At 40.9% G+C, this 12,980-nt stretch carries 12 protein-coding genes, 4 tRNA genes and 1 other RNA gene; 15 read left to right on the top strand and 2 right to left on the bottom strand.

The window, feature by feature from the left end; genetic code table 11:
- Positions 1-223: 223 nt before the first annotated feature.
- The 9 genes from dnaG to VB077_RS12760 all read left to right on the top strand — a co-directional run bounded on the left by dnaG (position 224) and on the right by VB077_RS12760 (position 6,116).
- Complete coding sequence (gene dnaG / locus VB077_RS12800; RefSeq protein ID WP_323415638.1) at positions 224-2,071, top strand: DNA primase; 1,848 nt, start codon at positions 224-226, stop codon at positions 2,069-2,071.
- Complete coding sequence (rpoD, locus tag VB077_RS12795; RefSeq protein ID WP_323415637.1) at positions 2,058-3,245, top strand: RNA polymerase sigma factor RpoD; 1,188 nt, start codon at positions 2,058-2,060, stop codon at positions 3,243-3,245. Before dnaG ends, rpoD begins: the two co-directional genes overlap by 14 nt.
- 103 nt (positions 3,246-3,348) lie before the next feature.
- A complete protein-coding gene (locus tag VB077_RS12790; protein WP_323415636.1) occupies positions 3,349-4,026 on the top strand; it encodes a class I SAM-dependent methyltransferase in 678 nt (225 codons plus the stop codon).
- 87 nt (positions 4,027-4,113) lie between these two features.
- Positions 4,114-4,188, top strand: a tRNA-Asn gene (locus VB077_RS12785).
- An 18-nt stretch (positions 4,189-4,206) separates the two neighbouring features.
- A tRNA-Ile gene (locus tag VB077_RS12780) sits at positions 4,207-4,281 on the top strand.
- A gap of 94 nt (positions 4,282-4,375) precedes the next feature.
- Positions 4,376-4,451 (top strand) — tRNA-Glu (locus tag VB077_RS12775).
- A 43-nt stretch (positions 4,452-4,494) separates the two neighbouring features.
- A tRNA-Val gene (locus VB077_RS12770) sits at positions 4,495-4,570 on the top strand.
- 342 nt (positions 4,571-4,912) lie between these two features.
- A complete protein-coding gene (locus VB077_RS12765; RefSeq protein ID WP_323415635.1) occupies positions 4,913-5,260 on the top strand; it encodes a helix-turn-helix domain-containing protein in 348 nt (115 codons plus the stop codon).
- A gap of 13 nt (positions 5,261-5,273) precedes the next feature.
- Positions 5,274-6,116, top strand: coding sequence for an ImmA/IrrE family metallo-endopeptidase (locus VB077_RS12760; protein WP_323415634.1), 843 nt, complete (start codon positions 5,274-5,276; stop codon positions 6,114-6,116).
- A 23-nt stretch (positions 6,117-6,139) separates the two neighbouring features.
- Here the strand turns inward: VB077_RS12760 and VB077_RS12755 are convergent, their stop codons facing one another.
- Together VB077_RS12755 and VB077_RS12750 are read right to left on the bottom strand one after the other, a co-directional pair.
- Positions 6,140-6,745: a hypothetical protein gene (locus VB077_RS12755; RefSeq protein WP_323415633.1), complete on the bottom strand. Its 606-nt coding sequence runs from the start codon at positions 6,743-6,745 to the stop codon at positions 6,140-6,142.
- 493 nt (positions 6,746-7,238) lie between these two features.
- Positions 7,239-7,718: a hypothetical protein gene (locus tag VB077_RS12750; RefSeq protein ID WP_323415632.1), complete on the bottom strand. Its 480-nt coding sequence runs from the start codon at positions 7,716-7,718 to the stop codon at positions 7,239-7,241.
- 169 nt (positions 7,719-7,887) lie between these two features.
- On the opposite strand from VB077_RS12750, the gene VB077_RS12745 reads away from it, so the two are divergent.
- The 6 genes from VB077_RS12745 (at position 7,888) to VB077_RS12720 (ending at position 12,741) form a co-directional block, all read left to right on the top strand.
- The gene (locus VB077_RS12745) at positions 7,888-8,691 is read left to right on the top strand and encodes a class I SAM-dependent methyltransferase (RefSeq protein ID WP_323415631.1); all 804 of its coding nucleotides are present in this window, start codon (positions 7,888-7,890) and stop codon (positions 8,689-8,691) included.
- The gene (locus VB077_RS12740; RefSeq protein WP_323415630.1) at positions 8,670-9,494 is read left to right on the top strand and encodes a Nif3-like dinuclear metal center hexameric protein; all 825 of its coding nucleotides are present in this window, start codon (positions 8,670-8,672) and stop codon (positions 9,492-9,494) included. Before VB077_RS12745 ends, VB077_RS12740 begins: the two co-directional genes overlap by 22 nt.
- 167 nt (positions 9,495-9,661) lie before the next feature.
- Positions 9,662-9,814: a hypothetical protein gene (locus tag VB077_RS12735; protein WP_323415629.1), complete on the top strand. Its 153-nt coding sequence runs from the start codon at positions 9,662-9,664 to the stop codon at positions 9,812-9,814.
- 140 nt (positions 9,815-9,954) lie between these two features.
- Positions 9,955-10,394, top strand: an RNA gene (gene rnpB, locus VB077_RS12730) — RNase P RNA component class A.
- A gap of 239 nt (positions 10,395-10,633) precedes the next feature.
- Entirely contained in the window at positions 10,634-11,734 is a 1,101-nt protein-coding gene (locus VB077_RS12725; RefSeq protein WP_323415628.1) for an HD-GYP domain-containing protein, read from the top strand.
- Positions 11,735-12,030: 296 nt separating this feature from the next.
- Positions 12,031-12,741 carry a GGDEF domain-containing protein gene (locus tag VB077_RS12720; RefSeq protein ID WP_323415627.1) on the top strand — a complete coding sequence of 237 codons (711 nt, stop codon included), beginning with the start codon at positions 12,031-12,033 and terminating at the stop codon, positions 12,739-12,741.
- The last annotated feature ends 239 nt before the right edge of the window (positions 12,742-12,980 follow it).

Here is a 12,980-nt window from a genome sequence, read left to right as displayed (position 1 = left end):
TTAAAAATAAAGTCGAAAGAAGGAGGAGATAAGAGAAAGGAGAGAGAATACTAAAACAATCTAAAAATCGGTCTAAAATTCAGTTTTCTTTAATATATGAGGGGATTCGCAAATTTGGATTTTATCGTGGCTAAAAAGAGGAATCCGCGGATTTTTGGCGAAGAATTGAACATAAGGCTTGACATTCAAAGTAAATTGTGGAACGGGTGGCGAACAACAGTCTGTGGATTATAGAATACCCGAAGATATCGTTGAAGACATTAGAATACATTCAGATATTGTTGAAAACATCTCGGAATACGTTTCTTTACAACGTAAAGGGAAAAATTATCTAGGCCTTTGTCCTTTTCATTCAGAAAAGACCCCGAGTTTTACGGTGACACCGGACAAACAGATGTTCTACTGTTTCGGCTGTCATGCTGGGGGGAATGTATTTTCATTTCTGATGAAGAAAGAGAACTGGAGTTTTCCTGAAACACTTGAACACTTGGCTCATAAATACGGGATAATGCTCCCTGAAAAGGAACTCTCACCTCGTGAGAAGGAGCACCAAGCGCACAAGCATCGTTGGGAAGAGCTTAATGAGTTGGCCACACTTTACTATCATGATATTCTAATGAATCGTCCCGAAGGTGAACCCGGCAGGCAGTATTTTGCAAAACGGGGAGTGGGCCCTCAAACACTGAAAGCATTTCGGCTTGGGTATGCACCGGATCGTTGGGAGGGATTACTTGAGACACTTGCATCACGTGGAGTCCGTCCTGAGGAATTAGCAGAGGCTGGTCTAGCCATTGAAAAAAAGAACACTGAAGGTAATGTTAATCGGGGATATTATGACCGTTTTCGGAATCGTGTTATATTTACCATTTTAGATTCACGACAAAAGCCGATTGCCTTTGGAGGTCGTGTGCTTGATGATTCCTTGCCCAAGTATCTAAACTCACCGGAAACAACGTTTTTTAGCAAAGGACATCATTTATATGGAATGGACAAGGCTTATCAAGGCATTCGTGAATTTGAATTCGCGTTGTTGGCTGAAGGGTATATGGATGTCATTGCTTTGCAACAAGCGGGTTTCACAAATGCGGTTGCCTCTTTAGGAACGGCGCTTACAAAAGACCAAGCGAGGCTTTTAAGACGATATACAAGGCGTATCGTTGTGGCTTATGATTCAGATCAGCCAGGAGTTCAGGCCGCGCTCAGGGCAGGTGAGATTTTAGGAGAAGCCGGTTTTAGGGTCGATATATTAAGTTTAAATGGGGCCAAAGATCCGGACGAATATCTAAAAACTATTGGGAATGAAAAGTTTAAGGAAGCTTTGCTTCAGGCTAAACCTTATATTGAATTCAAATACCAGATTTATGCCCAAGAGCACCCCGTGAGCAGCGCTCCGGAGAAAAAAGAGCTGGTTGGTGAATTAGCCGAGGACATTCTCAAAGTGACAAGTCCTGTCGAACGAGAAGGATACGAACGCTTTTTGAGTTTGGAATTAGGTCTTACTTTGGAATCCATTCATTTAGAAATTGAGAGTAAAGATAAAAACAAGCGGAAAAATCAACGAAAAAGTGAATATTCTTTAGCAAACCAGGATATTTCTGTAAAAAACAGAGATAATATCAATAGGTATGTAAATCCTGTTCCTTCTGCCATTACGGTACCCAATGGAGTCCTTCGGGCAGAACGAATTCTTCTACGCCTTTTGCTGGAACAGCTAGTGCCTTTCGATCAAATCAAGGCGGAACTCGGTAATAATTTTTGGAAGCTTCCAATCCATCAACAACTTTTTAACGCGATTGGGGAAATTCACCTTCAAAATAGAACAGGAATCCCGAACAACGTGTCGGAAGAATTACAAAGCCTAATCGCGAATATCATGGTTGAAGAGACTGATGTCTCACATCCCGAAAAGCTTTTTCAGGATTGCTTACACCAAATTAGATCGGTCCAGTCGGAAGAAACGGTAGAAGAATTACAAACCCGTATGGTGGCTTTAGAAAAATCCGGTGATGTGGCAGGGGCGATGGCCCTGTTAAAAGAGATAGGAGAGCGGTTAAAAAGTGGCGAAAAGTAAGGTTTTGAGCAAACAAAAACACAATCCCGCGGAAGGGAAGGAAGCCGTGAATGATGAGACAAAACGGATTGAAGCCGTCAAAGGTCTCGTTCTGGAAGGAAAGAAAACGGGTTCCCTCACATACCGCGCAATTATGGATACTCTCCAAGGAATTGAGCTCACAGCCGACCAAATTGATGAGGTATATGAGCAGCTAGGGCAGCTGGGGATTGAAGTCATACCTGAGCCGGGAGAAGAGGAAGAAGTCTTAGAAAAGAATGATGAAGATATATCAGATGATATAACTCTTGATGAGCATCACGACGAGGAAGAGACCGAAGTTGATCTTTCTATCCCTGAAGGAGTCGGCATAGATGATCCGGTTCGGATGTATTTAAAGGAAATCGGACGGGTTCCTCTGTTGTCGGCGGAAGAGGAAATTGAACTGGCTAAAAGAATGGAGCAGGGAGATGAAGGTGCCAAACGCCGCTTAGCTGAAGCCAATCTTCGACTGGTCGTCAGTATTGCTAAACGCTATGTCGGACGGGGTATGCTTTTCCTTGATCTTATTCAAGAAGGAAATTTAGGCCTCATTAAAGCCGTTGAAAAGTTCGACTATCAAAAAGGATTTAAATTTTCGACATATGCAACTTGGTGGATTCGTCAAGCGATTACTCGTGCGATTGCCGATCAAGCGCGGACGATTCGAATTCCGGTGCATATGGTAGAAACGATTAATAAATTGATTCGGATTTCAAGGCAGCTCTTACAAGAGTTAGGGCGTGAACCGCTCCCGGAAGAAATTGCAGCCCAAATGGACATTCCGGTAGAACGGGTACGGGAAATCATGAAAATTGCCCAAGAACCGGTGTCTTTGGAAACCCCGATTGGGGAAGAAGAAGATTCTCACCTGGGAGATTTTATACCTGATGAAGATGCACCGGCCCCGGCAGATGCAGCCTCCTTTATCTTGCTTAAAGAGCAATTGGAAGAGGTCCTCGAAACATTAACTCCTCGTGAAGAGAAAGTTCTGCGTTTACGCTTTGGATTAGATGATGGAAGAACCCGGACACTGGAGGAAGTTGGACAGGAATTTGGAGTTACCCGTGAGCGGATCCGCCAGATTGAAGCTAAAGCCCTCCGTAAACTCCGTCATCCAAGCCGGAGTAAGAAACTGAAAGATTATCTTGAGTGAATAAAAGAAATAAAAAGAGATAAAAGAGTTGATTTCCACCTTGGTAATCAACTCTTTTGCGCAATCAATACGCAATAAATAAAGGAAGGTCGCATAGATAAAAATGAAAGATAATAGAACATCTCAACCTGCAGAAAAATACGATGCTGAAATTCATAAAACTCATCCTATGTACGATCTTTTTCATGAAGAAACTCTGAATTTGATTGAGGTAGTTAATCAAAATCCCGGCTCGTGGCTAGATACGGGTTGTGGTACGGGTACACTTATTTACAAAGCAGCTAAAGTATTTAAAAATACACTTTTCACACTTGCGGATCCATCCGAAGCGATGTTAGCCGTTGCCAAGAACAAATTGGATAATACCGATATTAAAGCTAACTATATTCAGGCAGGTTCAGAGGAGATCAATTATCCCGAAGAAAGTTTTAATGTAATTACCGCAATATTATCCCATCATTATTTTGGTCAAGAAGAAAGGAAAAAGGCAACTTTAAATTGTTATAAAATGCTTAAAACCGGCGGGGTTTACATAACTTTTGAGAATATTAGACCGTTTACCGAACAAGGAATTGATATCGGTTTAAACTTATGGGAAAAGGAGCAAATAAAAGCCGGCAAAACTAAGGAAGCCGCGCAGAATTACAAAAAACGATTCGGTAATGAATATCATCCGATTACGATTGATTCTTACCTAGAGTTATTACATCAAGTAGGTTTCTCCGTTGTTGAAATTTTAATGGTTTCCGGCTTACGGGCGGGATTCTATGCAATTAAGTGACGATAAGGTGACGATAATTTCGTTTTTTGAACAATAAAGCTTGACTATGGTAGGGTAAATGCGTATAATAATCAATGCAAAGGGCATTCCTCGATAGCTCAATGGTGGAGCAACCGGCTGTTAACCGGTAGGTTGTAGGTTCGAGTCCTACTCGGGGAGCCATTTTTTTGTCCGCTCTTTGGGCCCATAGCTCAGCGGTAGAGCTGCCGGCTCATAACCGGTTGGTCCTAGGTTCGAACCCTAGTGGGCCCACCAATCTCGATATTCGTGGTTCGAGGTTCGTGGTTCGAAAAAATAAAAACTGACTCGAAGAATGAACATCGAATATCGAACATCGAACGTCGATAAGGGCCCGTTGGTCAAGCGGCTTAAGACACCGCCCTTTCACGGCGGCTACACGGGTTCGAATCCCGTACGGGTCACCAATTAGGACTTCTATTAAGATGGTATAGATAATCGACGTAATGTGGGCGATTGGCTCAGTCGGGAGAGCGCATCCTTCACACGGATGAGGTCATCGGTTCGATCCCGGTATCGCCCACCAATGATATTAAGGCTTTTAGCAATAGAATAACGTGGTGTACAGTTACGGCATAAATTTAGCTTTTCGTTGCTAGCACTTTTCCTTTTGGGAAGGTGCTTTCTTTATTTTATTTTCCTTATTTAAAAGTTGATTCATCTCGTTAGCGGTCCCTGTTTTTAACCGGGGTATTACTATGTGAGCATAAAACTTTTGTCAACAAAATATATACTCATATAATGATATTTTTACTTTTTAGCGAATATATCCTTACTTGAGGGGTTCATAATATAATTAAAACTAATCTTTGTAAACGGATTGTTGACAGCGTATGATTATGATATTCTAATACTAGGAGGGAGAGTTATGTCTAACCTATTTGTCCACATCGGGCAACAGATTCAAAAGCATTTACAAGAAAGTGGAATGACTCAAAGTGATTTGGCTTCTGCTATTGGTGTTTCGCGCCAAGTTATGAGTAAAATTGTTAATGGTAAAAAGGCTATTAATGTGGAAGAAATCAGTAAAATCGCCGGTATTATTGGAAAACCAATAGAAGAACTTTTAAACGATGAAACAAGTGGACCCGAGGTTGAGGAGCCTGTTTTACTGATGATGGGTTCTGTAAGTAAAGGAAATACTGTTGATGACTTAGGCTTTTTAAACCATGTGATCGACGAGATGATTGATTTGGATGAGGTATTAAAAGCGTAGTTGGAGTGGTTTAATGAATGCGCCAAATATTTTTAACGGCTTAACAAAAGAAGAATCAGAGTCACTGGAAATTAAAGCGATTAGTAAAATGAATTTTTTAGGAAAAACATCGCGTATCTTAAGAGACGAGATGTTTAAAATATTAGCCGATGCGGCAGTACTTATCCAATATCCTATTGAAGACCAAGAACTTTGTGGTTTTGTATGTTATAAAAGAAATTCTATTTACTGTTTTATTAATTCTTCTATTCCCTTAGAAAAACAGATATTTGCCGGTGCCCATGAGCTATATCACATTTGGTTTGATCAAGGGATGTTAAAACGTGGTGGAGAGCTACTCAAAAGTATTGTGATTGATTCAGAATCTTCACAACCCAGAAATGAAATCATGGCCAATCGTTTTGCGGCTATGTTACTTGTTCCCCGGGATATTCTGAAAGCCGAATTGTTTAATCTTAAGGTTGATAAAAATAATTTGCGGCTGGGTCATGTTGCCCGACTCATGGATTTATTTGGCGTACCCTATAAAGCTATGGTCAGGCGTTTGTTTGAAATTGAGTTTATTTCGGAAGAGAAATGTTTTGAATTACTTAACGACGATTCTGCTTCTGAAGTGAAGTTGATTCAAAAGAGGCTCCAAGTTGGGGACGAGATGCAAAAAAGAACAAGGATCGTTAGATTCGATGGGCTAGTAGATAAGGCTTTAACAGCATATCAATCGGCAAAAATACCGTATGATCGTCTGAGGTATCTTTTGGGGATAGTTCAGAAAACTCCTGATGAGTTTAACATCGAGAATCCTATAGAACTCCCAAGTGAAGAGGACATTCAGAGAATACTTAATGAAGAAGACTAAGGGAACCCTAATTTAGGGTTCCCTTAGTCTATAGGTTTTGGCCATAACTCAGTGTCGAAGGTATAGGTTGGCAGACCGCTGGCCGCCCAGGTGGCTTTAGCAAAGTTTCGCTTAAAATTCCCAGAAGCCCTCATCAATTTGATAAAGTCAGAAATCCTAAGGACCTTTATATCATCCGGATTTGATACTTCTTCATCACCTAGATTAAGTACCGAATCTACAACCTCTTGAAGTTCGGACTCATCGGATAGAATGTAAGGAATCCTCATAACTTTTGCATAACTAAGTGATAAGATCTCCCCCCAATTCTTTCCGTTCCGGCGGGTACCCTTCATGTAATCTCTTAAAAGTTTTTGAGTATTATCATATGTAATTAAGCGTTCCGGACAACTGTTTAAAATAGTTTCCCTATTTACAAGAACTGCCTTTTTGCTGTTAATAAGTGTTTTAAGCTGTTGCCTCACAAGTTGAGGATATAAAATCTCTTTTGAAAAAACATATTCATGAATGACGAGAGTCTCGATAAGTGTTGGAATGACCTGTTCAAGAATCGGAGCAAATTTAATACTCCCAAGCCGAAAAGCAAAATCGCTATCTAAAATAGCATTTTTTATTAGCTTATCATCCACTGTCAATTACCCCACAAAATATTCTCTTTTCAGCCTTTTATTTACAGTGTAATTATTCCGTCAAAGAAAAGTCAAGTGATTTTTGGATTAATTTAGAAAATGCCGGGCCCATAGCCCGGCATTTTAAAGGAAACCATTGGCTTAGAAGATAACTCCTAAAGCGATGAGAATTAATAGCAATATCCGATATAATTATCTCCGCGTACGTTTTGTAGCGGCATTGCGGACTTCAAGAATACAAGGGCGAAATTCCATCTCAGATTTCAGGGGCTTGTTCCACCATTCCCAGAAATTTTTGCTATCGGAATTGATTATATCTTTTATCATGATTAAACACCTCTAAACTTCGGTTTTGACACCTATAGAGTTCCCTAAGATGTTCGACTTGATTAAGCCAGATATATCCAATAATAAATGAAGGGGCAGTAAAAACAGACCCCTTCATTTGACTGATAGCTGATTTAAGTTAATATTTAGCTCTGGGGTCTAGGAATTACTGAAGATTTTGACCCACTTGTGGGCCGGATGCTTGTCCCATTTGCATTGAACTTTGTCCTTGCTGTTGTGAACCCTGTCCCGTTTGGGCCATACTTTGAAGTTGAGATTGAGCCTGCTCAATGAAATCATTCATTTGAGATAATGCTTTAGAGGATTGGATGGCTTGGCTCGCCTGATTCAAGGACTGGGAAGCGGTTTGGATTGCTTGTTGTAATTGATCTAAACTTTGCGATTGTTCTTGTTTTGATTGGCTTTTGAATTGGTTCATTTGACCAAATAATTGAGTTAACTGCTGTTGTCCCTGAGCCCCCATACCACCGCCGCTTTGAGAGCCCATACTGGATTGCAAGCTTGTAATGGATTGCTGCATTTGATCATACTGTTGTTTCAAAGCGCTTAATTCTTCGGCAACTTCCATATCAGATTTGATTTCCGCAAGACTTTCCAATCCCGACATTGTTTTCTTTGTATTCATAATTGACCTCCTAAGATATTTTTAAAACCCCTAGATATGTTTTACAAAATAATAAATTCTATGATATATAAATGTGCTATAATATTTGAACTATAGTTATTTACTGCAGTTTTTTCTAATGTCTAATACGGAATAATCAGGTAATAGTATAAATGAGGTGGAGTAATAAATGCCGGAAACTATGAGCTTAGGACCACGGCTCGAATTAGTGGCTTCCTTGGTGCCGGAACAAGCGAAGCTTGGGGATATTGGAACAGATCATGCGTATTTGCCGATTTTTTTATGGGAAAACCATAAGATTACACAGGCTATTGCCGTAGATGTCCATGAGGGCCCGTATCAGTCCGCACGGGCGGCAATTCATACACGTGGCTTAGAATCATGGATCGATGTACGCCTCGGTGACGGACTTAAACCGATTCAACCGGGAGAAGTCGATACTTTAACTTTGGCGGGAATGGGCGGCAATACGATGCTGGAGATTTTTAATGATAGTCCTGAAGTATTAGCCCTTGTTCACACTTTAGTTGTACAGCCCCAAGGGGCGGAAGGAAAGGTAAGAAAAACCTTGCAGAATTCCGGCTGGCTTCTTGCGGAGGAACACCTGATCACTGAAGATGGCCGGATCTATGGAGTTATGCTTTATTCTCGAGAGAATGGACAATCATGGGGGGATCTGGAGGATCTGAAAACAAATTGGCTTAAACACTTACATATCGATCGAGGGAAGAGTGAACAGCAAGAGCGGTTAGAGGCTTTTAATCAGATATTTTGGGACATTGGCCCGCTTATCCTGGAGCAGCCCGTTCCGGAATTGAAACTCTTAATCCAAGAGCATATTGATCCTTTGCAGCGGGCGATTCAGGGAATGAAGAAATCACAAAAGAAAGAAATTTACCAAAGAATTAAGCAACAGGAGCTAACCTGTTCGTTATTAGAGGAGATGAAACAATGTCTGTTTCCATCGGCTTAATTGCTCAAACGATAGAAAAGATTGCCCCTAAATCTTGGGCGGAAGAGTGGGATAATGTTGGTCTCTTGGTTGGAGATGTTTCAACGAAGATTGAGCGTGTTCTTTTGACGCTTGATGCTTCTCCCGAGGTCTTGAAAGAAGCGAATGAACAGAAGGCTCAACTCATCATTGCCCACCACCCGATTATTTTTAAGCCCCTTAAAAATCTTCGCTCCGATAATCAAGCCGCTCAAATGCCAATCGAACTTTTAAAACGGGGAATTGCGTATTACGCAGCGCATACGAATCTAGACCAGTCTATGTACTCCTCAAGCCAGACGCTGGGGAGAGCTCTCGAATTGTCCAAAATGGAGTTTCTTGCACCCCACATGACCGAAGATCGAGGGTATGGGGTAATCGGCTATTTACCGACGAATGAGCCCTTAGAACGTGTTGTCGGTAAAGTAAAAGCCTTCCTTAAGACGCAAACACGGGTTCATGCTGATATTCCTGAACAATTATATCGCCTGACCGGAAGAGCTCAACAAAATGTACGCAAAATTGCCATCGTCAACGGGAGCGGCGGAAGCTTTATCCCCAAGGCACTTTTTAAGGGAGCGGATTTGCTGATTACAGGGGATGTCGATCATCATGGCGCCTTAGATGCACGGGAGGCCGGTATGGCGGTTCTTGATATCGGGCATTTTGCCAGTGAAGCCCCAATGATCTCAACATTGGAGGAATACTTGCGCGCGGAGAAAAATCTGGCATCACTTGATATTTTGATAAGCCATTCAATGCATTCGCCTTGGATTTGCAGTTAGCTTAAGTAGTCAAAAATTGTCGAAATATTTGACAATAATAGTCGAATATATTAAAATAATTGCAATAGGTAATTTTGAAAGCATATTCATGCTTAAAACTTAGTGCAAGAAATAACTTTAACAAAGTTATTTTAAAATTGTTGATCTATCTAAAGGAGGAAATTATAATGAGTCGGGCAGATATTCTTCGTGAAGGCCGGGAAAAAATCATAAAGCAATTATTGGGAGAACCTGTTAATAAAGCAAAGCTCTTGACGGCATTGATGGACATCGATGCTGAAATGGAACAGCTTAGCCGTAAACAAGAAACGAAAGAGTAACAAAAAGTTATTCACAAAGTGTGGATAATTCACATGCGTTTTGTGGATAATATGGATTATTTCTATGAAGGATGAGTTTGGCAACCTAACCAATAAGAAATATTTGACCAAAGCATTAATATCAAGTAAGATAAATAAGCAAAGTCAACCGGATGATCGCGAGGGCAAGAGCTGAAAAGCTGCCTTTGAGGAAAGTCCGGGCTCCAAAGGGCAAGGTGCTGGATAACGTCCAGTGGGGGTGACCCCAAGGAAAGTGCAACAGAGATATACCGCCGAACCAGAGGCCAGTCATCAGAGGCCGGAGGTCAGAATGAGTTGGTTTTAATCCGGCATCTGGCTTCTGACGACTGACCTCCGGATTGGTAAGGGTGGAAAGGCGAGGTAAGAGCTCACCGGCAGCCTGGTGACAGGTTGGCCCTGCAAACCCCACCTGGAGCAAGACCGAATAGGGGGACTATGGAACGGCCCGTTTCGTCCCCGGGTAAGGTCGCATGAGGTCGTTGGCAACAGCGGCCCGAGATAGATGATCATCATCTTCCGCAAGGAAGAGACAGAACCCGGCTTATGGTTGACTTTGCAATGCTTTTCTTTTCTTTGCATTGCATTGGGTTACATAATTTAACAGTGTTTAATTTGATCTATATTTAATAAGTGAGCTTCCGTTTTTGAAAGCTCACTTTTGTTGTAATGAGATGTAAAAAATGTCGAAATAATACGGAAAAATTATTGAAATACATTTATAATATTGTGTTATTATAAATTTTGTGAGTGAATTTTGTCTGACGTTCCCACAGCCGAGTCAAGGAGGGGACATTTAGAATGGATTTGGTGCTGCAAAGGGTTAACATAAACTTGCTCTCGGGAAGGACAACATCTGAGGATTTATTTGATTCAAAAGGAACTTTGTTATTAAAAAAAGGCATTCAACTTACGGAAAGCATATGGAAATATATTACGAATCGGGAAGTCTATGTACTGCAATATCATGAAGATTATGCGGGATCAAAAAAAGTCAATAAGTTTCGGAAAGATACGTATATTGAGCTTGTAGGCTCGATATGGAGCATTTATCATGAAGCAAGGATAATTGAACCCGAACATATTGAAAAAACGGTTAAACTCGTTCAAGTTATTCTCAATGAGCTGCAATCGCCGAATATATATTTGGATTTGAATGAAAGCAGGGTAAGTTTTGAGGAACTTAAGCAACATGACTCATGGACGTTTGTTCATGTCGTAAATGTTGCTATACTCACTGCCTTGACAGGGATTAAATTAGGTTATAATGGCAAGAGACTTGAGAATCTAACCTTGGGGGCACTTCTCCACGATTTAGGAAAAGTAAAAATACCCAGCGAGATATTAAATAAGCCGGGAAGTTTAACGGATGAAGAGTATAGAGTGATTAAGCAGCATCCCACATTGGGGTGGGAATTACTGGAGGGAAATCGCACATTAACAAATGTGCAGGCAATTATCACGCAGCATCATGAACGTTGGAACGGTGAAGGTTATCCCCGCGGATTGAGGAAAAATGAGATAAACATCGATGCCCAAATCGTTGCGGTGGCGGACGTTTATGAAGCTTTAACAGCAGACCGGCCCTATCGCAAAGGGCTGCCTCCTTATCATGCCTTAGAAATGATTATTGCATGGTCGGGACACGATTTTAATCCGGCAATGGTTAAAGCTTTCCGGAAATCCTTGATCCTTTATCCTGATAATGCAGTTGTTACGCTAAATACAGGTGAAACAGGTTTGATCAGCGCTGTACCGACACAAATGCCAACCCGACCCCTGGTTCGTTTGTTATTTGATAAGAATAGAAGATACCTTAATAAAGAACTGTATATAGACTTGATGCAGGATTTAACCCGTTTTATTGAACGGGTGGAATTTATGGAAGCAATTGAAGAATAGCAAACGATACAAATAATATAAACAATAAAAATGCAAACAATTTAGTATAAAAGGCTGTCCCGATAAAGGAAACTTACTTCAGGTGGGGTTTTGACTCCCGATAGTTTCAGTGGAACTATCGCACTTGTTTCTGAGGTTTGGTTGACTTATCATGGGTCAGTCCTTTTGTCATACTAACGGATAAATATTTCTGCGGATAAACTCGAAATGCAACCGGGAAAAATAAATTTATTCCGGTCATAGGACCAAAGTCCTAAAATGGTATATAATAGGATGTGATTAAGGAAAGTAAGGTGATGGATATATTTGCTAGGAAAACGATTTCATTAGAACAACAAATAATGAAATCTATCCCTGTGCTCCTGCCGATTGCAAACCTTATTATTTGTATCGCCGTATTCCTAACGCATAAATATGCAGAAACTGCTCCACCATCGGTATGGCTGTCATTTATTATTATTCAATTGGGAATCAGTACATATTGCGGGATTTTAATTAAAAGATTACATTTTGGAGCGAATTGTGATGAGTTAACAGGGTTATATAGCAGGCGATATCTTAATTCACGCCTTGGTGAGGAAATAGAACGTGCCAAGCGGACGCATTTTTCGTTTTCACTCGTATTCATTGATACGGACAATTTCAAGGCTGTTAACGATACCTATGGCCATTTAACGGGGGATAAAGTCCTGAGAAAGCTGGGAGAAATACTTAAGTCTAATACGCGAAGTATTGATATTGTTGCGCGTTGGGGTGGTGAGGAGTTCGCAATAATCATGCCCGAAACGAATATGGACGGAGCAATCACCTTTGCCGAAAGGTTGAGAGGGACTGTTGAAAATTATAATTTTGGGTTTAAGGTTACGATAAGCCTGGGGGTTGTTTCGCTCCATGAAGAAATCACGATAGATGAACTCCTGACGCGGGCAGATATCGCCCTTTATGCGGCCAAGGAAAAGAAAAATAGAGTTGTAAATTATTCGAAATTAATTGAAGGGTTAAATTAGGTCGGTCAATATGGCCGACCTTTTTTTATACTTTCGGAAGTATAACTTTGTTGCATACTTTCCTCCAGCATAAGTGCAACCAACGACTTCGCCTTTCCGGATGCGTGTTTAAAAGGCACGGCGAAGCCGGGTTTTCTTTATTATGGGCTTTAGCCTGTTGAGCGCAGCGAAATAAAAAACCACCTGCTATGCGGGTGGGGATCCAAAAGTTATACAAAAAAAAGCACCTTTCCGTTAAA

The organism is Desulfitobacterium sp. (assembly GCF_034927245.1).
In the GTDB taxonomy this organism is placed as follows: Bacteria; Bacillota; Desulfitobacteriia; order Desulfitobacteriales; family Desulfitobacteriaceae; genus Desulfitobacterium_A.
Note: the sequence above shows the minus strand (reverse complement) of the source record. Positions and strands in the feature narration are given on the sequence as shown.